We start from the raw sequence: 24,350 nt of genomic DNA, 5'->3' as shown, positions 1-24,350 counted from the left end.
CAGTTTAAGAGTTTTTTACGCCCTTTTTAAGCTCAATTACGGTTACTTCTGGCCAAATACCAACGCGTCCCGGAAACGCGTGATAACCAAACCCACGATTCACATTAATATAACGCCCAAACTCCTGGTATAATCCAGCCCATTGTTTGTAAATATATTGCGAGGGACTCCATTTAAACCAACCTGGTATTTCAATACCCATTTGCAGACCATGTGTATGGCCACTTAAGGTTAAGTGATAATTGAAATCGTCTGCTTTTACTTGATACTCCCAGTGCGATGGATCATGAGTCATCAAAATTTTAAAGTCCTCTTTGGATACATTTGCCGACGCCTTTTGTAAATCGCCAGCTTGATTAAAGCCTTTTCCCCAGTTTTCAACACCTATCAGAGCTAATCGCTGACCATCTTTTTCTATGTAGCGATGTTCATCTAATAATAAATCGAATCCAATTTTAGGATGAATATCTTTTACTGCTTGGAAGTTTTTAACTTTATCTTCAGCGGAGTCCCATTCTACATAATCACCATAATCATGATTTCCCAACACGGAAAATTTACCATAAGGCGCATCCAAGGTTTTAAACATATCTATCCAATCGTCCATCTCTGTTGCCATATTATTTACCAAATCGCCTGTAAATAACATGAGGTCTGTTTCCTGTTGATTGATTAAATCTACACCATATTGAATTTTTTCTTTACTAGTAAAACTTCCGGAATGAATATCAGAAATCTGTGTGATTTTAAAACCATCAAAAGCTTCTGGTAAATCGTTAAAAGTGAGTTGATATTTCAATACTTTATAGTTATATCGTCCTTGAACAATACCATAAATAAAAGAAGCAAATGGAATAGCGGCTAAGCCTAAAGCTATTTTGGCAATAAAAATCCGACGACTTTCAAAATCTGCCGTAACGCCTGGCGACACCCATGAATAACCTTTTCTAAATACACGAAATACATCTTCGCCAAACATAATGACTACTAAAAATAATTTCGGAATTAAAAATGTGAGCATAAATCCAGCTGCCAATTGAAACGTGTTGGTTTGACCAGCACTTCGGGGTGTTATATATAAAACATACAGGAAGTAGGCATAAATGGCAATTGCCGAAATAATCCAAATTCCCTTAATCAGCTTATTTTTAGTTATGGCCTTTAGTGCCTGAAAGGCGTAAAATTCCACAGCAAAAATGACAACTGAAAATATAATTAAAGCAATAATCCAACGCGACATACATTTTATTTTTTCAAGCGATTGCAAAGATAAAGCTAAAAACACCAAGCAATTTTTAAGGTGGTGTTAAAGTTTAGCGATCATTTAAACTTTTGATTTTCAAATCATTTAAAACTTTAGCATCTGTTTTAAATACGATTTGTTTTTCTTCATTAGGCAACAAATCAAAGTAATTGTCGGAAAAATGTCCGGATTCATTACAAAATAAAAAGACATCTTTTTGAAGTGTTTTAGATGATAGCCTTATTGTAAACCCATCACTAGTTTTAATAACTTCCTTTTGAATAGCTTTTGCAGGTAATTCCAAATCTTTAGGTTTTACCAAATAAAAGAGCGATTCGGATTTTTGAAACTTCGAAACAATTACCACTTTGTTCTTATTGAATGAAAACCCAGATAAACCTATCCGTTGTTTTATGGCACTTGAATTTGGCTTTACCATTATTTCTTGAGAATTTTCCCAAATTACTTCACCTGAAAAATTCAATATGTTTGTAGATAGCGTTCCTGAAAAAGTGTTAAATGTATCATTAATCAGATATATTTTAAGTGAATCCTGTTTTACTTCCGAAGAAATTAGGACATTCTCAAAACTTCGCTTCGCCTTATAATGCAAGGCTTTCCAATTCCCAAAGAAATCAATACTCGACCAAGAAATTGCGGGCCAACAATCATTTAACTGCCAATACAACGTGCCCATATTGTAGGGTTTTGCTCTACGCTGTGCTTCAATACCTTTAGTTATACCATAAGCTTGAAGCAGCTGACTTATATACACGTAATCTTCAGGGTTATTTGGCACCAAGTAATCGCGGGCCATATACTCATCAATTAATTGAAATCCTCTACTATGTTTTTGATGATTTTTAATGCCTTCTGAAGTAATACGTAAAGAATCTGAATCATTCTTATTGATATAATTAATGAGGTCATAACTCGGAAAGGATTGAAATCCAAATTCACTCATAAATCGTGGTACTTGATCTTCAAAATGTTCAAACGGATAGCCATCATGCCAAACCCACCAGTCATGTGCATCGCCTTGAAACTCGAATTGCGGATTACCACGTCCAAATTTTGGAGATGTTTCCCAATAATCTGTATCTGAATAAGTTGCAACTGTTTTGGGCAATATAGAATCGAATACCTTGAGATAATGATTCCAAATCTCTGTTTTTTCGGTTTCAGATCTGCCATCCTGCCAACCCCAACGATGCCAACCTTCAGAATTTTCATTATTACCACACCATAGTGCTATGGAAGCATGGTTTCGTAGACGCTTCACGTTATCAATGGCCTCTTGTTTTACGTTTTCTAAAAATTCAGCATCGCCAGGATACATAGCACATGCAAACATAAAATCTTGCCAGATAAGGATGCCTTTTGAATCGCATAAATCATAAAAAATAGAATTCTCATAAATTCCGCCTCCCCAGACACGTAGCATGTTCATGTTTGCTTCTACTGCGTCATTTAACAAGTTATTATAATGTGCATCCGTTACTTTGTTTTGCATACTATTTTGCGGAATGTAATTGGCACCTTTAGCATATACCGGTTTGCCGTTTACCTCAAAATAAAAAGATTCGCCCAAGCTATCTTTTTCCGTAATTAACTTAATAGTGCGCAGGCCTTTTTTAACGGAAACAGAATCTAAAACAGTATTATCCTTTTTAATTACCACTTTAATATCATACAAATACGGATTACCTAAATTATGCGGCCACCAAAGTTTCGGGTTTTTAATAGTAAAATTAAATTGCGGTATATCTTTATCAGACATATAACCAGATTGGATTAATGAATCATTTATAAAAAGATCATAGTCCAAATTTCCTATAGATGTATTTAAATTGAATCTAGCGTTGAGTTTTGCAAGCGAGTCATTTAAAACAGTCTGTTTAATATAAGCATCTTGAATTTTTAATGTGTTCCAAGTCACCAATTTTATAGGCCTCCAAATTCCAGACGTATTCAGTTTTGGTCCCCAATCCCAACCATATTGGAATTGGCCTTTTCTGGTAAAAATACGATTCCCTTCAGGTAGTGTATAGTTTAGTTGGGCTTTTGCGGCTTCTTCGTGTTTTGTTGTATTCTCAAAAAGAATGCGCAAGGTATTTTCCGTTTTTAGAAGTGGTTTCACATCTATAGAAAATTCACGGAACGCATTGGCCGTTTTTAGAATTAAAGAATCGTTTAAATACACGGAAGCGTAGGTGTCTAAACCTCCAAAGTTCAATTCAACATGTCTTTTCTGTAAGGTTTTGGAGTCTACTTGAAACGTTGTTTGGTATTCCCAATCGGTTTTAGAAACCCATTGTACAGAATCTTCATTAGTACCAATAAATGGATCTGGAATTTCTGCATTATCTAACAAATCAGAAAATACATTTCCTGGAATTTGTGCCGTTAACCAATCGGTTTTATCGCTAGATTTAAATTGCCAATTATCATGTAATAATCGAATTTCTGGCACATCCAATTGCTTTTGGCATCCCAAAACAATTAAACATAAACCAATATAGAGAACGTGTTTCATTACTTATCGTAAACTAGATAAGCCGAAACCATCCAGTAGTTTATGTTATCATTTTCAATAGCTTGTGCTTCCGGAATAGAAAATGTAAACGTATGTTGTCCTGCTTTAATAGTACCTAGTTCTATAATTTCCGGTTTTACGTCACTTCCAGGGCACCAATTGGATCGTGAGTAATCTGATGATGCAATCCGTTCTTCTATGTCTTCACCTTTCCAAGTTGTTTTTTCTGTCCAAACACCTGACGTTGGATTAAATCGCCTAAAGCTAGCACAATCATCTCGCCATGGTACAAATTGCTTCACAACTTTACCATTAAAGCTAATTATATTTTCTTTTTTTGTAAACTCATCACCTTCCGCATGACCACCATGGCCAGTGGTAATATAATATAATTTGGCGTTTTTAAGTGTTTCATTAACTGGTAAATCTACGTGCAAATCCCCTTTATGAAACGCATCATAAAATTGTTGCGCACCAGCATATTTACTGGTATTGACTACAGAAATGACGTCATGTTCTTTTTTTATGTGATTTGGAATATCGATTTCATCAAAATCTAGACTTACCGAAAGCTTATATCCTTCCTTGGTCCAAGTATCAATAAAAACACCAATATAAACCTCGTTTTCTAAAACGGGTAATAGTTGGGTAATATCCTGTTCCCACTGGACATTATTTTCCCAAATTGGAATATAAACGGGTTTTAAAGCTGCTACACGTTCGTTATCATTATAAAAACCTACACCAAAAGGCGTCATAAAACGCAACAATTCAATATTTGGTTCGTATAGTTTATCATCTATTTTTTTTGAAACAATTCCGGGAGCTTCATTTAGAAATTGTTCTTTTGTTAATGTCTCGCTTTCAAAATCTAATAAATTCAAATCGGAAGTCGTAGGAATCACAAACAACGAACCCGATTTATCCCAAGGATCACCATTGGAAGTCAGGGTCATTTTAACGGACACAGATGCCTGCTTCTGATAATCAGGCAAGGTGACTTTCTTTAATAAAACGCGACCAGCATCCAAACGAATAATAGAATCTGTTGGTTGAATACTATCGTTTTTAAAAGCCATATCAAAATAAAGATGGGTGTCTTTAAAAACAGTAATTTCCTTATCTCCTATTGGTTTTAAAGGCTTTTGACACGCTACAATTAGTAAAAAAAATAAAGGAAGATATCTTAATTTCATGAATGGATTTTATTTAATATGTTTTCTATAGTTTCTACGGAAGAAACCGTTTGTTGCGTATTTCCGAAGTAGGCATGATTATTTTTGGTTGAAAGAACTGTGGAAGCCGAAGCATGAATTTCATGTAATCCAGCATCTTTAAATTTAGACGCGTTTTCCGCATTGATTCCAGATCCTGCTAAAATAATGATTCTTTTTTCGGATTTTTCATTCAATTTCAGCAACATATCCAAACCTTTTTCTGCAGAAGGTTCTAATCCAGATGTTAGAATTCGTTGAACACCTATAGCGATTAATTGTTCCAAAGCTTCCATGGGATTTGGCACACAGTCAAAAGCACGATGAAAGGTGAATGACAGTGGTTTTGACAATTCAATTAACGCTTGAGTTCGTTGTAAATCAATAGTATTATTTTCATTTAAGACACCAGAAACAATACCGTGAACACCTAATTTTTTACAGATTTCAATATCCTTTTTTATAATGTTAAACTCGGCCTCTGAATAGGTAAAATTTCCAGAACGTGGTCGGATTAAGACAAAAACAGGAATAGAAAGCACCTCAACTACCTGTTTAATAAGTCCGTAACTAGGTGTTATACCACCAACCGCTAATTCGCTACAAAGTTCAATACGCTGTGCCCCTGCTTTTTCGGCATTTATAGCAGATTGGTAAGAATTGGCACAAATTTCTAGTAGCATATTAATTTACGATTATTTCATCAATAAATGTCCAAGCTGGATTTCCTGCGCCTTGTTTGCCTTCTGGAATAATTCCATAATTAGAAATTCTCAATTTTAAGAATTGGGTTGTAGCTTGTTGTTCAAACGAGACTGGTGCCAAGAGGCTTTCTGATGTTGGCACATCAACTTCAAAAATTTGATTATTATCCAGCTCAATTTCTATTTTTTCAGGTGCATAAATCCATTGTCCATTGCCGTTATGAAAACGTGTGGAAATAGAACTAATATCGGTTTCAGCACCTAAATCAATTGTGATTTCAACATTTTCGCCCCAAAACCCTAACCATTCTTTATCGCCATAACGTTCATTGCTTCCAGAAATACCATTAACTAAACCACCTGAACCACTTCCGGTATAAGCATGATGCGGATGTACATCCAAAGTAATTATATGCCCAAGTGCTTTATGCCAATTAATAGTTTGATTGTATGTGGTTCCTAAGGGTTTTTCATTGGCAAAAATTATCGCCTTTATGTTTTCACTTTTAGTAATAGGAATTCCTGTTTTATAAATTTCAGAATTGATGGTCGGTTCAGAACCATCCAAAGTATAATGAATTTCTTTTCCCGCGGTTGCCGTTTTTAATTCATACACCGCTTCATTACCATCAGTTACCATGTTACCTTCAATTTCATATAAGTGATTAGCATAATTAATATCTAGAGCGTCCATGCGTTTATGAAAATTCTCAACCCTAGAAACAAACTCCTTGTAATCTCTATTTTCAGGCCCAGACCAAACCACTTCCGTAAGCGCTAATATTCGTGGAAAAACCATATACTCCACTTTTTCGGGAGTTGGGATATATTCCGTCCAAACATTCCCTTGTGCTCCAAGTACATATTTGGCTTGTTCTTCTGTTAATTCATCTGGAATAGGATTTAAACTATACACTTTTTCTAATGGCAGGAAACCACCAATAGCAACGGGTTCATCCTTATTTTCCGATTGGTAATGGTCAAAATAAGCATGAGAGCCTGGAGTTAAAATAACATCGTGACCTTGTTTAGCAGCTTCAATAGCACCTTCAAAACCACGCCAAGACATAACCGTAGCATTCGGCGCTAAACCACCTTCCAAAATTTCATCCCAACCAATAATTTGGCGGCCTTTACTATTCAAGTATTTTTCAATTCTAGAAATAAAGTAACTCTGCAACTCGTGTTCATCTTTTAAACCTTCTTTTTTAATTAAAGCCTGACAGTGATCGCAGTTTTTCCAGCGTGTTTTTGGCGCTTCATCGCCTCCAATATGGATATATGTGCTCGGGAATAATTCCAAAACCTCATCAAAAACATCTTCTAGAAAGGTAAAGGTTTCTTCTTTCGGACAATAAATGTTCTCAAAAACGCCACCTTTTGTTGCTACTTTTACTTGTTCACCTGTACATCCCAATTCCGGATACGCAGCAATAGCAGCTTGAGAATGACCTGGTAATTCAATTTCGGGAATGACCGTTACAAATCGTGCTGTAGCATAGGCCACAATATCTTTAATTTCTTCTTGAGTATAAAACCCACCATAGCGTTTGCCATCAAATTTTTGTGGTTGTGTGTTGTAATGACCTATGAGTGTTTCATCACGATAGGCTGCAATTTCTTGTAATTTTGGATATTTTTTTATTTCAATACGCCAACCTTGATCCTCGGTAAGATGCCAATGAAAAGTATTCATTTTTAACAAGGCCAAGGCATCAATGTATTTCTTGATAAAATTGACAGAAAACATATGTCGACCAACATCTAAATGCATCCCACGATACACAAATTTAGGCTCATCTTGTATGCTGATGTTTTGGACAATTATTTCAGCATCTGAAAATGAGTTGTTTTCTAAACCAACAGGGAATAATTGGCGTAAACTCTGAACGGCATAAAAGGCACCTTTTCCAGTTTTCGCTTTAATCAGGATGCGGTTTGACGAAACGTTTAAAGTGTACCCTTCTTCATTTGTTATGGTTTCATCTTTTTCAAATACAATATCATTTCCTTGATTTAACTTGAATGCACTTCCAGATTCAATATAATCTTTTAAAAAATTTCCCGCTACGGAAAATTCTTCCTCAAAATTTAAGCCTGTGTCATTAGAGAGAATGAAATAACCTGGCTCCATGGTTTGATTTAAAGGGATAGGAATTATTTGTTGTAATGTGGGTTCTAGTGTTTTATTAGAACAACTAAAAATGACACTCACAAAAACTAAACAAACTAGGGATGACTTGAACTGCATTTTAGTATATTAGAGGTTTAATAATTCACTAATTTATTACTTATTTACTGTATTTAGATAATAATCTTGAAATAAGTTATTACCTAAATTGATTTCAACCGCAAATGAAACACTTCCAATTAACTCGTAACTTTTTTTCAGTTTTTTTACTCATACTATTAGTGACTTCATGTAAGAATGAAGAAAAAAAATTAATTAGTCCTAAAGGCAACAAACCTTTAACCAGTTTCGTTAATCCATTTATTGGAACGGGTGGCCATGGCCATACCTATCCTGGAGCCACCATGCCATTTGGAATGATGCAACTGTCACCAGATACCAGACTGGACGGTTGGGATGGCTGTTCAGGTTATCATTATTCAGATGAATACATTTACGGGTTTTCACACACGCATTTAAGTGGAACTGGTGTTTCAGACTATGGCGATATTTTATTAATGCCAACGAACAAGGTCGAATTTAACAATGGAGCCGATGGCAAAAAAGGCTATCGCGCACATTTTTCTCATGATAATGAAATAGCAGAACCTGGGTTTTATAAGGTGCATTTAGATTCTACGAATATTGATGTAGAGCTTACCGTTTCCAAACGTAGTGGTATTCATAAATACACATTTCCTAAAAATAGCAAACAGATCGTTATTTTAGATTTAGAGCATCGGGATGAAGTTCTAAACTCCAATGCTACCGTTTATTCCAACACAGAAGTTGGTGGTATAAGACATTCCAAAGCATGGGCAACCAATCAGATGTTATTTTACAATGTTCAGTTTTCGAGGCCGTTTAAAAACATGGTTTTTTTAAATGATACAGCCGAAGGTAAACACGTAAAAGCCGCTTTTGAATTTGACCCTAATGACGGCCAAGTCCTCGAGGTAAAAATTGGTATTTCGGCAGTTGATGAAGTTGGAGCCAAACAAAATCTACAAGAAGAAATTGGCACAAAAACATTCAACCAAGTCAAAACCGAAGCTCAAAAAACCTGGGAAGCACAGCTGAATAAAATTGTAATAGAAAGTGAAAATGTAGATTATAAAACCAATTTTTATACAGCCCTATATCATACCATGATAGCTCCAAACTTATATCAGGATGTGGATGGACGCTATCGTGGAATGGATTTAAAAATCCATCAAACAACGGATTTTGATTATTACACCGTATTTTCACTTTGGGATACCTATCGCGCCACACATCCACTTTACACCATTATTGAACAGGACAGAACAAACGATTTTATAAACACCTTCCTAGCCAAATATGATGAAGGTGGCATCATGCCGATTTGGGATTTAAGCGGAAATTACACAGGTTGTATGATTGGTTATCACGCGGTTCCAGTAATTGCTGACGCCTATTTAAAAGGGATTAAAAATTACGATATTGAAAAGGCTTTTACAGCCATGAAACATTCTGCCACACGTGATAAATTAGGTTTAAAAAGTTATAAGGAGTTCGGGTTTATTCCTGTAGAAGAAGAAAGCGAATCCGTTTCAAAAACATTAGAATATGCTTATGATGATTGGACCATTGCGCAAATGGCAAAATCGCTAGGAAAAGATGACGATTATAAAACCTATTTAAAACGTGCACAATATTATAAAAATGTATTCGACCCTGAATCACAATTTATGCGTGGTCGTTTTAGAAACACCTGGTTTGCGCCTTTTGATCCGTATGAAGTGAATTTTAATTACACCGAAGCTAATTCATGGCAATACAGTTTTTACGTTCCACAAGATGTATCAGGGTTTATGAAATTGCTTGGCGGTAAAGACCAATTAGAAGCACGTTTAGATGAATTGTTTGTAGCAGAATCCGAAACGTCCGGCCGCCATCAAGTGGATATTACCGGATTAATTGGCCAATATGCACATGGTAACGAACCGAGTCATCATATGGCTTATTTATACAACTTCGTAAATAAACCACATAAAACACAAGAGAAAATCCATCAGATTCTAACCGAATTATACACCAACACACCAGATGGTATTTCAGGAAATGAAGACTGCGGCCAAATGAGTGCTTGGTATATATTTTCGTCCATGGGATTTTATCCCGTAACTCCAGGAAGCAACAATTATATTATAGGAACACCTCTTTTTGAGAGAGCCACCATCAATTTAGAAAGTGGTAAAAACTTCACCATTCTTGCTGAAAATTTAAGCGACACCAATATGTATATTGAAAGTGTTACCTTAAATGATGTGGCGCTCAACCAAACATTCATTTCACATGAAGACATTATAAAAGGTGGTACCTTGGTTTTTAATATGACGAGTAAGCCAACGTCTTGGGGAACAGAAGAAGGTCAGGAACCAAAAACAAGCATTGACGAACATCTTATTGTAGCGTCACCATTTATTGCTAAAGGAGATGTCGCATTTAAAAAACAAACGGAAGTGGTTTTAGAAAATGCAGATTCGGAAGCAGCCATTTTCTATCAATTGAATGGCGGGAAATTTAAAACCTATGAAACACCTTTCACGATTTCAGAACCTGCCGTACTAACGGTTTATTCTGAAAAAAACAAACTTAAGAGTGCTGAAATAACGACGCAATTTTATGAAATAGATCCAAACATTTCATTAACATTAGAGTCTGAATATGCCAACCAATATAATGGTGGTGGACCCAACGCGCTTATTGATGGTATAGTAGGTGCTAGAGATTTCAGAACGGGAACTTGGCAAGGCTACCAAGATAAAGATGTAATTGCTATTGTTGATTTGGGACGTGAAAAACCTGTAAATTCTGTGACTACCAATTTTCTAAAAGACCAACGTTCTTGGATCTTTTATCCAACGGAAGTGATTTGTTTAGCATCAAAAGATGGACAAAATTATGAAGAAATTGGTACGTATACCTTTGGAGAAATAACACCGACAGATGAGGTGGATATGCAAAGTGTAACATTTAAACAATCTGGTAAAAACTACAGATTTATAAAAATCATCGCCAAAAAATTAGGCGAACTTCCAAAGTGGCATTTAGGTTATGCTGATGATGGTAGAAGTTGGTTGTTTGTTGACGAGATTCGTATTAAATAACAAATTCCTGCGAAAGCAGGAATCTAATAAATGTATTTAACTAAAATATAGATTCCTGCTTTTGCAGGAATATGAAACCTATGAACCATCAAAAATCCTATCGTTCCGCATTTATATTATTAACCATACTATTTTTCCTATGGGGGTTTATTACCGTTTTGGTAGATTCTTTGATTCCACGGCTACGAGAATTATTTACATTAACGTACTTCCAAGCAGGATTGGTGCAATTTGCATTCTTTGGCGCCTATTTTATATTATCCATTCCAGCCAGTTATATTCTTTCTAAAATAGGCTATAAAAAGGGCATTATTCTAGGATTACTAACCATGGCTTTAGCTTGCTTATTATTTTATCCTGCCGCATCATATCGTATGTTTGGTATATTCATGCTGGCCTATTTTATTCTTGCTGCAGGCATTACGGTTTTACAAGTAGCAGCAAATCCTTTTGTGGCTGTTTTGGGTTCAGAAGATGGTGCATCAAGTAGATTAAATTTATCGCAAGCATTTAATTCTCTTGGAACTGCCATTGCACCTATTGTTGGCGCCTGGTTTATTTTAAGCGATACTATTAAAACAGAAGTTGAAATTGAATCCTTAACGGGCGCAGCCAAAGAAACTTATTTAGTTTCAGAAGCCTCCGCAGTGCAAACACCATTTTTAGGCTTGGCGCTATTTATTTTACTTATAGCTGGTATTTTTCTATTTGCTAAACTTCCAAAAATGATTAGCGATGAGAATACGGGAACCTATTCTGGTGCCTTAAAAAACAAGAATTTAATGTTGGGTGTTTTAGGCATCTTCTTTTATGTTGGTGCAGAAGTTGCCATAGGAAGTTATTTAGTTAACTACTTTATGGATATGAATATGGTAGCTGTTATAAAAGAAAATAGCTTTATGAAATCCATAGCTGAAGGTATTCTGAATGCTGGAATTACTGAAAAAGACAGCAAAGCCATTGTTGGTGTATTTGTTACTTTTTATTGGTCTGGCGCTATGATTGGCCGATTTATTGGCGCCTATTTAACCAAAATTATGAAGCCAGGAAACGTCCTTGGCATATTTGCAACCATTGCTATTTTATTAATACTCATTTCAATTAGTTCCACTGGTTTGTTGAGCATGTGGAGCATTTTAGCAGTTGGATTGTTTAATTCGATTATGTTCCCAACTATTTTCGCTTTGGCAATCAATGGTATTGGCGAATTGAAACCTAAAGCATCGGGCTTACTCTGTATGGCTATTGTTGGAGGTGCTATTATTCCGCCATTTTTCGGTTTACTTACAGATAATGTGGGCTTCAAATCAGCCTTGCTATTTATTGTGATTTGTTATGCCTATATTTTATGGTATGGCTTTAAAAATTCTAGAAACAGATTGCAAGACATTAATTAACCAACACTGTTTTTCTTTTGTAGTGAAGAGAAACAATTATTATAAAAAACAACTCGTATGAAACGTAGAAACTTTATAAAAAACGCATCACTTACAGGTGTAGGACTCGCAGTTGGAAACTCTTTAGTGAGCTATGCCGAAACTCCTTTTAAAAACATTTCAAAAAGTTCAACCACTTTACCTTTAGTTATTGCCACATGGCATGTTGAAAATGCGACTGCCAAAGCCATGGAAATTTTACAAAATGGTGGAACTGCTTTAGATGCAGTAGAACAAGGCTGCATGGTGGAAGAAGCTGATGTTAAAAATCAATCCGTTGGTAAAGGTGGTTTACCAGATCGTGAAGGAAATGTAACTCTTGACGCCTGCATTATGAATAAAGATGGAGATTGTGGCTCTGTAGTTTACCTTCAAAACATTACCCACGCGGTTTCCATTGCTAGAAAAGTTATGGAGGACACGCCTCATGTTATGTTAGCTGGAAAAGGTGCCGAACAATTTGCTTATGAATTGGGTTTTAAAAAAGAAAATCTATTAACTGATTCTGCTAAAAAGGCTTGGGAGGAATGGAAAAAAGAATCCAAATACAAACCCATTATAAACATAGAAAACCATGATACTATTGGTATGCTAGCTATAGATAAAAATGGCGATATTTCTGGCGCTTGTACCACCAGTGGTTTAGCTTATAAAATGGCTGGACGCGTTGGTGATAGCCCAATTATTGGCTCTGGTTTGTTTATCGATAATGAAATTGGTGGTTGTGTAGCTACAGGTTTAGGCGAAGAAGTGGTAAAAACTGTGGGTAGCTTTCTAGTGGTTGAATTGATGCGCCAAGGCAAATCGCCCCAAGACGCTTGTGAAGAAGCCATTAAACGCATAGTGAAAAAACCAAAGAGCGATTATAAGAATTTTCAAGTCGGCTATATTGCTGTTAACAAGCAAGGCGAAACAGGCAGTTATTCCATTCATCAATGGTTTAGTATGACCAAATTTCAAGCTGGTGTAAATGAACAGATTCAGTCGGATTATTTTATGAAGGAATAGTAACTTCTCGATACATTCCGAGCGAAAAGCTCGGAACACTCGAAGTGACGTAAAAATTACTGCTCTGAAATGTAACCAGACATAGATAGAACAGCAGCTCCCATTTCAATATTACATTCAACTAACATTAAATTATTAACAGCATCGATTTTATCTTTTGTAGCAATAAATTTTGTTGAAATATATAACACTTGATTTTTTTGTAGCGGTTGCTTATTATATTCATAATCAATGCAATTACAATTAGAAATTACATTTGTCACAATTAAAGGTTCATCTGAAATATTTTTTATTTGATAGGTATAAGAAACCGTATCTTTAACCGAAATTAATCCAAAATCAAAATCTTGTTCTTCTATTTGAATTTGAGCATATATTTGTTCCTCAAATTCATCTTCTGATGTTTCTTCTAATGTTTCGGTTGATTTTACATTTTTAATGGTAATTATTGTAATGATAATTGCCAGCAAAACTAAAGCGACGAATAAAATTTTTTCATACATAGTTAATCTTTGGGCATTAAAACATCCAATCCTATCATAACATTCCCTTTTAAATTCTGATTATTATTATAATTTCCTCTTTTAAATTCAACAAAACCAGGCTTCCAATATTTACCTCTATATTTAGACCAAGTTAGTTCTTCTTCATTTGAGAATTTAAATCTGTACATAGGTCCTATTCTATCGTATTTCTTTGATTGATTATTTGGATCAATAAATTCAACACCTATACACATACCTTCTTCTGGTAAAAATATATTAAAATCTTCCACATTAATTTTAAGTGTATAATTTCTATTTTTTGGTTTTACAACTACATTTTTACTGTATAATTCGGTACCTGGCTTTTTGTTAATTACATCATACCTGTAAAATTTAATATTTAAAGATGCTATAAAATCAACTTCATCTCTTTTCATGAGCTTGATACGTATTGTTTTTAATTTTCCTTCTTTATTAAAAGGGTTTTCTATAAAAACACCTGTTTCGTAACCAATTAAGGAACTTACTGCTGTTATACCATTTTTTTTCTCTCCTAATCGATAACGATTCTTATATTCTAACTTTTTGGAGTTGATAATAACTTCTTCTAATTCTGTTATTTTTTCATTTAAAAGTACATTCAAATTAACAACTTCTTGATTTTTATACTTGTTAAGAGTAATAAATTTAGACGCGTAACCAATAGAAGAAATTTTTAAGGTGTCATACAAATGTTTTTTAATTTCAAAAAGAAAAGCACCTTTTTCATTCGTGTAAACGCCTTTATTTCTTGTCATTAAAGTTACATTCGCAAATTCCAGTGGTTTTTGGGTAAGCGAATCTAGGACGTTTCCTTTAATAGTTTGAGAAAAGGAAAAATTAAGAATTAATAGGAAAGCTATATTTATTATTAATCGCATAATATTTAAATAAAAAACATAAAGTGAATAGCTTTTAAAAAGTCTTATGATTTCTCGATACATTCCGAACTAACGCTCGGAACACTTGAAGAGACTTGAGAATTAAATGTTTATCAATTTCCAATTCTTGCTGGAGATTGCCGCGTCCTGCGTCCTCGCAATGACAGCAAAATCAAAACCACTTAATCGTTAAGTCTACCAACTTCTGTTTCCAGTTAGTATAAGGTGGCATCAGCAAATCCACAGCACCAATAGTATGTTGTTTTAAAACGGATCGTTGATTGGTAAATTCGCGAAACCCGAAAATACCATGGCTTTTTCCAATCCCACTATTATTGGAACCTCCAAAGGGTAAATTATGATTTAAAAACTGCAACAAATTATGATTGACACAGGTGCTTCCGGCTCGTGTGTTTTGAATAACATAATCCACTACTTTATTTTTTTTACTGAATACATAAAGTGCCAAAGGTTTTTCGTTTGAATTGACATAATCAACCGCTTCCTCGATGGTTTTATAGGTTTTTAGTGGTAAAATAGGTCCGAAAATTTCTTCCTGCATCAACGTGGCATCTTCTGGCAGCCCACTTACTAGTGTTGGCTCCATATAACAGTCTGATGCATTTGTTCTGCCGCCCGATTCAATAACACTTCCTTTTTGTTTTGCATCTTCCAAGCTGTTGGTTAAACGTTCAAAATGTTTACTGTTTACAATCCGACTGTAAGAATCTGAACTTTCAGGATTCTCGGAATAAAAAGCTTGAATTTCTTTTTTGAATAATTTTATAAAATCTGGTTTAAGTGACTCTTGGATTAACACATAATCTGGTGCAATACAAGTTTGCCCTGCATTGGTACATTTACCGTAAACGATTTTTTGAACGGCTTTTTCTAAATTAGAAGAATCATCAATGATAGCTGGCGATTTCCCACCTAATTCTAAAGTTACAGACGTTAAGTTTTTAGACGCCGCTTTCATTACAATTTTTCCCACCGCTGGCGAACCGGTGAAGAATATATGATTAAAAGGCAGTTCTAATAAAGCAGAAGCTGATTCTACTTCACCTTCAACCAAGGCAATTTCATTTTCTTCAAATACATTGGACACTATTTTCGCCATTAATTTTGACGTATTTGGCGTCATTTCAGATGGTTTTAAAATAACTGTATTGCCTCCAGCAATGGCCGAAACCAAAGGGGCAAACGTTAAATTAATGGGGTAATTCCAAGGGGAAATAATTAAACACACACCTTTTGGCTCATTAACAATATAGGAGCTACTCCCCAACAATGATACAGGTGTGGCTACTTTTTCATGTTTTAACCAAGATTTCAAATTGGAAATGGCAAATTTTATTTCATCTACAACCGGATAAATTTCGGTTAAATCGGTTTCCAAATGCGGCTTTTTAAAATCTTGATACAGTGCTTCGCGAATGTCTTGTTTATACGTTTTTTCTAACGCATTTTGTAAACGCTTCAATTTGGCAATACGTTCTTTATGAGATGTATTGCCAATCTTAAATTGATGTACTTTTTGCTTTTGAAATAATTCCAAAAAAGGATTTTCTTGACTCATATAATTATTAATCGGCATTAAAGGGTTCGCCTTTGGTATCTTGTTCTTTAAATTTCTGAACGAGTTCCAAAGCATCTGGAATGACATCGCTACATAATATAATTAAGGAATCTTTAACCGCATTATTAACGGCAAAGGTTATCGCTTCTTTTTCTGAAGGAATTATGGTTGTCTTCTTATTAGGATCTTTGGATTGAATACCTTCATTTAATAAATTAATAAGCTCTTCTTCCGTTCTTCCACGTAATCTTTTATCCTGACGGATGATAATTTCATCAAACATCTCTGCCGCAATACTGCCAATTTGGTTTGTATCTTCATCACGCCTATCACCTACGCCGGCAATAATGCCCACTTTTACAGAACATTCCATAGTATCTGTAAATTTCTTTAAAGCCAACATACCTGCTGGATTATGAGCATAATCTAACAAAATAGTAAAGTTTTTAAATTCGAATAAATTCAGACGTCCTGGTGTTTGTGTTGCTGAAGGTATAAAGGTTTCTAAACCAGCTTTCATATCTTCAATACTAATTCCTTGAACGTGTGCAGCCAAAATAGCAGCTAACACATTCTGAATCATAAATGGTGCTTTTCCGCCATAGGTTAATGGAATATTCTCCGCTTTCATGATGCGCATTTTCCATTCGCCACGACAAATAGTTACATAACCATCTTCATATATGGCCGTAATACCATTTAAGCGTTGCATAGCTTTAATTCGTGGATTATTTTCATCCATAGAAAATAGTGCCACATGACAATTTACGGTTCTACGCATATCATATACCAAATCATCATCGGCATTCAAAATAGCATAACCATCTGGCAAAACGGTTTCTGGAATAACGCCTTTGGCTTTCGCTAATTGCTCAATTGTATGAATACCTTTTAGGCCTAAATGATCAGCGGCCACATTGGTAACAATACCCACATTACATTTTTTAAAACCAAGTCCAGCACGCAATAAACCACCTCTAGCGCATTCTAAAACAGCAAAGTTTACGGTTGGATCTTTCAATACAAATTCGGCACTTGCAGGACCTGTACAATCGCCTGTCATGAGTAATCGGTTTTGAATATACACACCATCACTAGTAGTATAACCAACACGATAACCTTTCATTTTTGCAATATGTGCCATTAATCGTGTGGTGGTCGTTTTACCATTTGTTCCTGTAATGGCAACAATTGGAATTCGTCCAGTATCACCTGGATTAGGGAATAATTTATCAATAACATGACCGGCAACATTTCGTGGCAAACCTTTGGTTGGCGCCAAATGCATTCTAAATCCTGGACCAGCATTAACTTCTAAAACAGCACCTCCAGTTTCTGAAAGTGGTTGAGTAATATCTGTTGTCATGACGTCAATACCACAAATATCTAAATCTATTATTTTTGAAATACGTTCAGCCATACTCACATTTGCAGGATGCACAATATCGGTGACATCTTCCGCAGTTCCGCCAGTACTTAAATTAGCCGTATCTTTTAAAATGAGCATTTCATCTTTAGGGAGCACGGAATCTACTGTGTAACCAGCATCTTTGATTATGTTTTTGGTTAAATCGTTTATAGTGATTTGCGTCAATACATTTTCATGACCATAACCTCGTCTTGGATCCGAATTAACAATATCTACCAATTCTTGAACGGTTGATTTTCCATCTCCAATTACATGTGCAGGCGTTCGTTTAGCGGCTGCCACTAATTTATTATTAATGACTAATAATCGATAATCCTCTCCAATTATAAATTTTTCTACGATAATCGCCCCACTTTTGGAGCTTTCTTTTGCATGATGAAAAGCCACTAGTGCATCATCATAATTTCTTATATCTACTGTTATTCCGCGACCATGGTTACCATCAATAGGCTTAATAACCAAAGGATAACCAACATAATTGCAAGCGTCTTCCAAACTGCGTTCACGACGAATAATATCACCACGCGGCACTTCTACTTCGGCTTGTTCTAAAAGGAATTTGGTATCTTCCTTATCACATGCCAATTCCACACCAATACTACTCGTTTCAGATGTTACTGTTGCCTGAATCCGTTTTTGATTGGCGCCATAACCCAATTGACATAATGAATATTTATTCATGCGAATCCATGGAATACCACGTGCTTCGGCTTCTTCCACAATGGATCCAGTACTTGGACCTAATCTATCACTTTCACGCAATTCACGCATATGTTGAATATCATCTGTCATATCATAGTCTTCGCCAGCAATTAAAGCTTCGCAAATATCTACTGAAACTTTTGCTGCATAGCGTCCCACAGATTCCTCCATATAGGCAAAAACGACACTATAAACACCATCTTCACCATAACCGCGCGTTCTACCAAAACCTACATCCATACCTGCAAGTGTTTGAATTTCAAGGGCAATATGTTCTATAATATGACCCATCCATGTACCATCCTTTACACGTTGAAAAAAGCCGCCCGCTTCACCAACCGAACACCGATGCTCATACATAGTAGGAAACATTGCTGTTAGTCGCTCATAAAATCCATCAATTTTATTAGATGGCCTTTCCTCCATTTCTTGAAGGTCCAAAACCATAACTATTAATTTATGACGACGTATAGACCAATAATTTGGCCCTCTCATGGCATTGATTTCTCTTATTTTCATGTAAAGTGTTATTTAGGTTGGGAAAATGAATAGTGATAAATATATAATTTTTTAACTAAATAAGTTTAGTTTTGTAATCTGATTTTGTATAATCATATTATAACGACAAATTAATAGGCATGCAACAAATAAAAGGAACACTAATTCCGATTGGTGGAAATGAAGATAAGGGGTTTGAAGATGATGAAATCCATAGATTAGATTACGTAGAGGAAGGAATTTTAGCTCACGTGGTGTATGAAGCTGGAGGGAAGCAAGCTAAAATAATTGTGATCCCAACCGCATCTAGTATTCCTGTGGAAGTGGGTGAAAACTATTTAACAGCTTTTGCAACTTTAGGCTGCCGAAATGTTACAGTGCTAGATATTAGATCTCAAGCAGATTCTGAAAGAGCCGATTTTATTGATCATATTAAGACTGCCGACTGTATCATGTTTTCGGGCGGTGATCAATCAAAAATAGCGAAATACATTGGTGGCTCAACCATCCATACTATTTTAATGGAACGTTATAAAAATGACGAAGGCTTTGTTATAGCGGGAACGAGTGCAGGCGCCATGGCCATGTCTGAAGAAATGATTGCTGGAGGAAGTGCTGCAAAATCATTTGTAAAAGGCGCCGTAAAAATGCGCAAAGGATTAGGTTTAATTCCCGAATTAGTAATTGACACGCATTTTATTCAACGCGGACGTTTTGGCCGTATCACGGAGGCTATTGCTAAATTTCCTGAAAAAACAGGCTTTGGTTTAGCGGAAGATACCGGTATGATTATAAAAAATGGTGAGAACTGTACCGTTATTGGTTCCGGAATGGTTATTGTTTTTGATGGCAAAACACTCACCCTCAACAATCAACGTGTATTGGAAGAAGGCACACCAATGACCATGGCAAATTTAACCCTTCACATTTTAGCCAATGGTGACCAATATGATATTACCCATCATAAAGTAACGGTATTACCTATAGAAGCTGATTTTATTTAAATAAATTCCTGCGCAAGGAGGAATCTCGATTTTCAATGCATATAAATTATTAGGTTTATTCTAACTCACCGCGTTAGCGATTGAAGCGGCATCCTTTTTTGAGATACGAAAAAAAGATATAGCGGAAAGCGCGACCTTTAGGTAACGCCCAAAAAGGAATAACAATGTATGTTTCTTAAATACAGCGCGACCAGTTTGCTTGATGTAATACGGGTGTTTTGATTTAAATACTGTTTTAGTAAATACAAGATTCCTGCCTGCGCAGGAATTTTATTTATAAATAGAAATCTCATGAACACCTAACGAGGTTTTTTGCCCACGATACATGCCTTCTGTATTAAATGGCATCGCAATATTTCCCTTGTTATCTACAGCAATTAATCCGCCATCACCACCAATTTCTAGAATACGTTTGTTGATGACTTCATGCGCTGCATCCTGCAAACTCATATTTTTATGTTCTATTAAACAAGCCACATCATAAGCTACAACACCGCGAATAAAAAACTCACCACTTCCTGTACATGAAATAGCACAGGTTTTATTATTAGCATAATTTCCAGCACCAACCATAGGGCTATCGCCAACGCGACCCCATTTTTTATTGGTCATGCCTCCTGTAGATGTTGCCGCTGCAATGTTCCCATCTTGATCGCAAGCTACTGCTCCAACAGTTCCAAATTTGGAATCTTTCTTTTTGGCGTGATCCAACTGAAAACTATCTGTATCTTTTATTTCTAACCATTGTCTATGTCTAAAATCATCATGAAAATAGGTCGCATCTTCTAATTTATAATCCAACTCTTTGGCAAAACGCATAGCGCCTTCGCCAGCTAAAAACACATGTTCACTTTTTTCCATGACATCTTTGGCAAGGGTAATGGGGTTTTTTATTCCTGAAATTAAACTTACCGCTCCAGCATTTAAGGTGTTCCCATCCATAATACAGGCATCCATTTCGTGGGTTTCTTCAGCTGTAAAAACGCTGCCTTTTCCCGCATTGAATAATGGCGAATTTTCCAAAACCATAACCGCTTCTTCCACAGCATTCACCGCTGTTCCACCGGTTTCTAAAATGGTATATCCAGCATCTAAAGCCGCTTTTAAGGCCTGTTTGTATTTCGATTCTAACTCGGGCGTCATCATGCCTTTTACCAAGGTTCCTGCACCACCATGAATGGCTATTGAAAATGTTTTCATCTCTGTGTTTTTTAACTGTGGGAAATTACAAATAGAAAATGAAATGCCACCCAAAAAAGCATAAGTTTTTGTAGATTTGATGCGCTTGTCTTTTAGAGCGAATTCGGAATGTTTTGTCGGCTTATTTATGCTAACAGAAACCTTTCGACTGCGCTCAAGACGCTGTTTTAATTTCAATTTAAATCGTACTCATGTCAGATCAAAAACGTCTTTTTCTAGTTGATGCTTACGCCCTTATTTTCCGCGGCTATTATGCATTTATAAAAAACCCACGAATCAATTCCAAAGGTACAGATACCTCTGCTATTATGGGTTTTATGAACTCCCTTTTAGATGTTATAAAACGTGAGCGACCAGACCATTTAGCGGTTTGTTTTGATAAAGGCGGTAGCGCAGATCGTGTGGAAATGTACGAGGAATACAAAGCCAATCGGGATGAAACCCCAGAAGGCATTAAAGTGGCGGTTCCGTATATATTGGAAATTTTGAAAGCCATGCATATTCCTATTATGGTAAAGGAAGGTTTTGAAGCTGATGATGTTATTGGAACACTTTCCAAACAAGCTGAAAAAGAAGGTTATCAAACTTTTATGGTGACGCCGGATAAGGATTTCGCCCAATTAGTTTCTGAAAATATATTTATGTACCGCCCAAAATCGTTTGGTGGTGGCTATGAGGTTTGGGGAATACCTGAAGTTCAGAAAAAGTTTGACGTGGAACGTCCTGAACAAGTAATCGATTTTCTAGGGATGATGGGTGATGCATCTGATAATATCCCGGGATTACCAGGCGTTGGCGAAAAAACGGCTAAAAAATTCATCAAAGCATATGGCAGTATGGAAGGTCTTTTTGCGAATACCCACGAGCTTAAAGGCAAAATGAAGGAAAAGGTAGAAGCATCAAAAGAATTAGGTTTGTTATCTAAAAAGTTAGCAACCATTATGCTGGATGTTCCTGTAGAATTTAATGCGAAAGATTTTGAATTAGACCAACCTGATATTGCCAAAGTTACCGAGATTTTTCAAGAATTAGAATTTAGACGATTAATTGATAATTTCTTAAAAACATTTGCGGTTCAACCGGAGGAAACAGCCTCAGATACAACTGCAAAAACAACCGACACTAAAGCGACGCCTAAAGAAACAGCTTCGGCAGGTGCTGGACAATTTTCATTGTTTGGTGGTAATCCATCAAGTGCTTCAGAAGCCGAAATTACAAACGATTTCACTAGAAAAACAGCCGATACCACATCGCATTTCTATCAAAGTATTGCGCCTGGCATGGCTACAAAACTGTTTATCAAAAACTTAATGAATCAGACATCGGTTTGTTTTGATACCGAAACAACTGGACTCAATCCGCTAACAGCTGAATTGGTTGGAATTGCATTTTCATGGGAAGTTGGTAAAGGTTTTTATTTACCGTTTTCAGAAAACAAGGAAGAGGCACAAGAATTACTTGAAGCTCTGCGTCCATTTTTCGAGAATGAAGCTATTGAAAAAGTCGGTCAGAATTTAAAGTATGATATTAAGGTACTTGCTAAATACAACATTACCGTAAAAGGTAAATTGTTTGATACCATGTTGGCTCATTATCTGATAAATCCTGATATGCGCCATAATATGGATGTGCTTGCTGAAACCTATTTGAATTATTCGCCTATTTCCATAGAAACACTCATTGGAAAGAAGGGCAAGAATCAGAAAAGCATGCGCGATGTGCCTTTAGAAATTCAAACGGAATATGCGGTTGAAGATGCTGATATTACCTTGCAGTTAAAAGAACTTTTCACTAACGAACTCGGTGAAGCCAATACTCAAAAATTATTCGATGATATTGAAATTCCCTTATTACGCGTTTTAGCAGCTATGGAATTGGAAGGTATAAATTTAGATACAGATTTTTTAAATTCCTTGTCCGATCAACTGAATTCAGACATAGCCGATTTGGAACAAAAAATCTATAAAGAAGCTGGCGAAGAATTCAATATTGCGTCACCTAAACAATTAGGCGATATTTTATTTGATAAAATGAAATTGGTTGCAAAACCTAAAAAAACCAAAACAGGGCAGTATGCCACAGGTGAAGACATATTAAGCTACCTTGCTAAAGACCATGCTATTATTCAAAACATTTTAGATTTCCGAGGCCTTTCAAAATTAAAAAGCACCTATGTCGATGCGTTGCCGCTTCAGGTAGAACCTTCAACAGGACGCGTGCATACGGATTACATGCAAACCGTTGCCGCCACTGGACGCTTAAGCAGTAATAATCCGAATTTACAGAATATTCCCATCCGCACCGAACGCGGACGGCAAGTACGAAAAGCCTTCGTTCCAAGAAACGATGATTACACCTTATTAGCTGCAGATTATAGCCAAATAGAATTGCGCATTATTGCTGCCTTAAGCGAAGAAGAAACCATGATTGAAGCCTTTAAGAACGGCGAAGACATCCATGCGTCTACGGCTTCAAAAGTTTTCAATGTGCCTATAGAAGAAGTCAGCCGCGAACAACGAAGCAATGCGAAAACCGTAAATTTTGGTATTATATATGGTGTATCCGCTTTTGGGTTGAGTAATCAAACCGATTTAAATAGAACCGAAGCCAAGGAACTTATTGACACCTATTATGAAACCTACCCAAAACTGAAACGCTATATGGGATCGCAAGTGGATTTTGCGCGAGACCATGGTTATGTACAAACCGTTTTAGGAAGACGCCGATATTTAAAAGATATTAATTCTAGAAACGCCGTTGTTCGTGGCGCAGCAGAACGAAATGCGGTAAATGCACCAATTCAAGGATCTGCGGCGGATATTATTAAAATTGCCATGATTAATATTTACAACAAATTAAATAGCAATAATTATAAAACCAAAATGCTCTTACAAGTACATGATGAATTGGTTTTTGATGTGTACAAACCCGAATTAGAAGCCATTAAAACGTTGGTAAAGACCGAAATGGAAAGTGCGTTTACGCTAATAGTTCCTTTGGATGTGGATTTAGATACTGGCGATAATTGGTTGGAGGCGCATTAATAAATGGTGTAATAATATGGTAATAAAAAAACCAATTAATAAAA

General features: G+C 35.9%; 15 protein-coding genes. 5 read left to right on the top strand and 10 right to left on the bottom strand.

The genetic code is table 11. The annotated features are described in order from the left end of the window. Window positions 1-4: 4 nt before the first annotated feature. The 5 genes from ACFPH8_RS04455 to ACFPH8_RS04435 form a co-directional block, all read right to left on the bottom strand. Window positions 5-1,240, bottom strand: coding sequence for a metallophosphoesterase (locus ACFPH8_RS04455; RefSeq protein WP_376858804.1), 1,236 nt, complete (start codon window positions 1,238-1,240; stop codon window positions 5-7). A gap of 73 nt (window positions 1,241-1,313) precedes the next feature. Next, window positions 1,314-3,779 (bottom strand): beta-mannosidase, encoded by a 2,466-nt coding sequence (locus tag ACFPH8_RS04450; RefSeq protein WP_376858802.1) that lies wholly within the window; start codon window positions 3,777-3,779, stop codon window positions 1,314-1,316. Then, complete coding sequence (locus ACFPH8_RS04445) at window positions 3,779-4,975, bottom strand: PNGase F N-terminal domain-containing protein (protein WP_376858800.1); 1,197 nt, start codon at window positions 4,973-4,975, stop codon at window positions 3,779-3,781. The genes ACFPH8_RS04450 and ACFPH8_RS04445 overlap by 1 nt, the downstream gene beginning before the upstream one ends. Further along, window positions 4,972-5,676 (bottom strand): copper homeostasis protein CutC, encoded by a 705-nt coding sequence (locus ACFPH8_RS04440; protein WP_376858798.1) that lies wholly within the window; start codon window positions 5,674-5,676, stop codon window positions 4,972-4,974. The genes ACFPH8_RS04445 and ACFPH8_RS04440 overlap by 4 nt, the downstream gene beginning before the upstream one ends. Before the next feature lies 1 nt (window position 5,677). After that, window positions 5,678-7,948 (bottom strand): beta-N-acetylhexosaminidase, encoded by a 2,271-nt coding sequence (locus ACFPH8_RS04435; protein WP_376858796.1) that lies wholly within the window; start codon window positions 7,946-7,948, stop codon window positions 5,678-5,680. Window positions 7,949-8,052: 104 nt separating this feature from the next. Between ACFPH8_RS04435 and ACFPH8_RS04430 the strand changes: the two genes are divergently transcribed. The 3 genes from ACFPH8_RS04430 to ACFPH8_RS04420 all read left to right on the top strand — a co-directional run bounded on the left by ACFPH8_RS04430 (window position 8,053) and on the right by ACFPH8_RS04420 (window position 13,445). Continuing rightward, window positions 8,053-11,001 carry a GH92 family glycosyl hydrolase gene (locus tag ACFPH8_RS04430; protein WP_376858794.1) on the top strand — a complete coding sequence of 983 codons (2,949 nt, stop codon included), beginning with the start codon at window positions 8,053-8,055 and terminating at the stop codon, window positions 10,999-11,001. An 80-nt stretch (window positions 11,002-11,081) separates the two neighbouring features. Then, the gene (locus ACFPH8_RS04425) at window positions 11,082-12,398 is read left to right on the top strand and encodes a sugar MFS transporter (protein ID WP_376858792.1); all 1,317 of its coding nucleotides are present in this window, start codon (window positions 11,082-11,084) and stop codon (window positions 12,396-12,398) included. Window positions 12,399-12,455: 57 nt separating this feature from the next. Then, window positions 12,456-13,445: an isoaspartyl peptidase/L-asparaginase family protein gene (locus tag ACFPH8_RS04420; protein WP_376858790.1), complete on the top strand. Its 990-nt coding sequence runs from the start codon at window positions 12,456-12,458 to the stop codon at window positions 13,443-13,445. Window positions 13,446-13,501: 56 nt separating this feature from the next. On the opposite strand, the gene ACFPH8_RS04415 is transcribed toward ACFPH8_RS04420, so the two are convergent. The 4 genes from ACFPH8_RS04415 to cphA all read right to left on the bottom strand — a co-directional run bounded on the left by ACFPH8_RS04415 (window position 13,502) and on the right by cphA (window position 19,079). Further along, complete coding sequence (locus ACFPH8_RS04415; RefSeq protein ID WP_376858788.1) at window positions 13,502-13,948, bottom strand: DUF1573 domain-containing protein; 447 nt, start codon at window positions 13,946-13,948, stop codon at window positions 13,502-13,504. Between the two features lie 2 nt (window positions 13,949-13,950). Further along, entirely contained in the window at window positions 13,951-14,850 is a 900-nt protein-coding gene (locus tag ACFPH8_RS04410) for a carboxypeptidase-like regulatory domain-containing protein (protein ID WP_376858786.1), read from the bottom strand. 172 nt (window positions 14,851-15,022) lie between these two features. Then, entirely contained in the window at window positions 15,023-16,429 is a 1,407-nt protein-coding gene (locus ACFPH8_RS04405; protein ID WP_376858784.1) for an aldehyde dehydrogenase family protein, read from the bottom strand. Between the two features lie 7 nt (window positions 16,430-16,436). Further along, window positions 16,437-19,079: a cyanophycin synthetase gene (cphA, locus tag ACFPH8_RS04400; protein WP_376858782.1), complete on the bottom strand. Its 2,643-nt coding sequence runs from the start codon at window positions 19,077-19,079 to the stop codon at window positions 16,437-16,439. A 119-nt stretch (window positions 19,080-19,198) separates the two neighbouring features. On the opposite strand from cphA, the gene ACFPH8_RS04395 reads away from it, so the two are divergent. Continuing rightward, on the top strand, window positions 19,199-20,062 hold the full coding sequence (locus ACFPH8_RS04395; RefSeq protein ID WP_376858780.1) for a cyanophycinase: 864 nt from the start codon (window positions 19,199-19,201) through the stop codon (window positions 20,060-20,062). 270 nt (window positions 20,063-20,332) lie between these two features. On the opposite strand, the gene ACFPH8_RS04390 is transcribed toward ACFPH8_RS04395, so the two are convergent. Further along, window positions 20,333-21,262, bottom strand: a complete 930-nt coding sequence (locus tag ACFPH8_RS04390; RefSeq protein WP_376858778.1) for an isoaspartyl peptidase/L-asparaginase family protein — start codon at window positions 21,260-21,262, stop codon at window positions 20,333-20,335. 191 nt (window positions 21,263-21,453) lie between these two features. On the opposite strand from ACFPH8_RS04390, the gene polA reads away from it, so the two are divergent. After that, complete coding sequence (gene polA, locus ACFPH8_RS04385; protein ID WP_376858776.1) at window positions 21,454-24,306, top strand: DNA polymerase I; 2,853 nt, start codon at window positions 21,454-21,456, stop codon at window positions 24,304-24,306. Window positions 24,307-24,350: the final 44 nt, after the last annotated feature.

This window comes from Bizionia hallyeonensis (assembly GCF_042657385.1).
Classification (GTDB): Bacteria; Bacteroidota; Bacteroidia; order Flavobacteriales; family Flavobacteriaceae; genus Algorimicrobium; species Algorimicrobium hallyeonense.
This window is presented reverse-complemented; position numbering and strand designations above follow the sequence as displayed.

What these genes read in the sequence shown, in the direction of transcription:
- ACFPH8_RS04405 (WP_376858784.1), bottom strand. Translation starts at nt 16,429, where the DNA reads ATGAGTCAAGAAAATCCTTTTTTGGAATTATTTCAAAAGCAAAAAGTA.
- ACFPH8_RS04450 (WP_376858802.1), bottom strand. Translation starts at nt 3,779, where the DNA reads ATGAAACACGTTCTCTATATTGGTTTATGTTTAATTGTTTTGGGATGC.
- ACFPH8_RS04420 (WP_376858790.1), top strand. Translation starts at nt 12,456, where the DNA reads ATGAAACGTAGAAACTTTATAAAAAACGCATCACTTACAGGTGTAGGA.
- ACFPH8_RS04410 (WP_376858786.1), bottom strand. Translation starts at nt 14,850, where the DNA reads ATGCGATTAATAATAAATATAGCTTTCCTATTAATTCTTAATTTTTCC.
- ACFPH8_RS04445 (WP_376858800.1), bottom strand. Translation starts at nt 4,975, where the DNA reads ATGAAATTAAGATATCTTCCTTTATTTTTTTTACTAATTGTAGCGTGT.
- ACFPH8_RS04390 (WP_376858778.1), bottom strand. Translation starts at nt 21,262, where the DNA reads ATGAAAACATTTTCAATAGCCATTCATGGTGGTGCAGGAACCTTGGTA.
- cphA (WP_376858782.1), bottom strand. Translation starts at nt 19,079, where the DNA reads ATGAAAATAAGAGAAATCAATGCCATGAGAGGGCCAAATTATTGGTCT.
- ACFPH8_RS04425 (WP_376858792.1), top strand. Translation starts at nt 11,082, where the DNA reads ATGAACCATCAAAAATCCTATCGTTCCGCATTTATATTATTAACCATA.
- ACFPH8_RS04430 (WP_376858794.1), top strand. Translation starts at nt 8,053, where the DNA reads ATGAAACACTTCCAATTAACTCGTAACTTTTTTTCAGTTTTTTTACTC.
- ACFPH8_RS04415 (WP_376858788.1), bottom strand. Translation starts at nt 13,948, where the DNA reads ATGTATGAAAAAATTTTATTCGTCGCTTTAGTTTTGCTGGCAATTATC.
- ACFPH8_RS04435 (WP_376858796.1), bottom strand. Translation starts at nt 7,948, where the DNA reads ATGCAGTTCAAGTCATCCCTAGTTTGTTTAGTTTTTGTGAGTGTCATT.
- ACFPH8_RS04455 (WP_376858804.1), bottom strand. Translation starts at nt 1,240, where the DNA reads ATGTCGCGTTGGATTATTGCTTTAATTATATTTTCAGTTGTCATTTTT.
- polA (WP_376858776.1), top strand. Translation starts at nt 21,454, where the DNA reads ATGTCAGATCAAAAACGTCTTTTTCTAGTTGATGCTTACGCCCTTATT.
- ACFPH8_RS04440 (WP_376858798.1), bottom strand. Translation starts at nt 5,676, where the DNA reads ATGCTACTAGAAATTTGTGCCAATTCTTACCAATCTGCTATAAATGCC.
- ACFPH8_RS04395 (WP_376858780.1), top strand. Translation starts at nt 19,199, where the DNA reads ATGCAACAAATAAAAGGAACACTAATTCCGATTGGTGGAAATGAAGAT.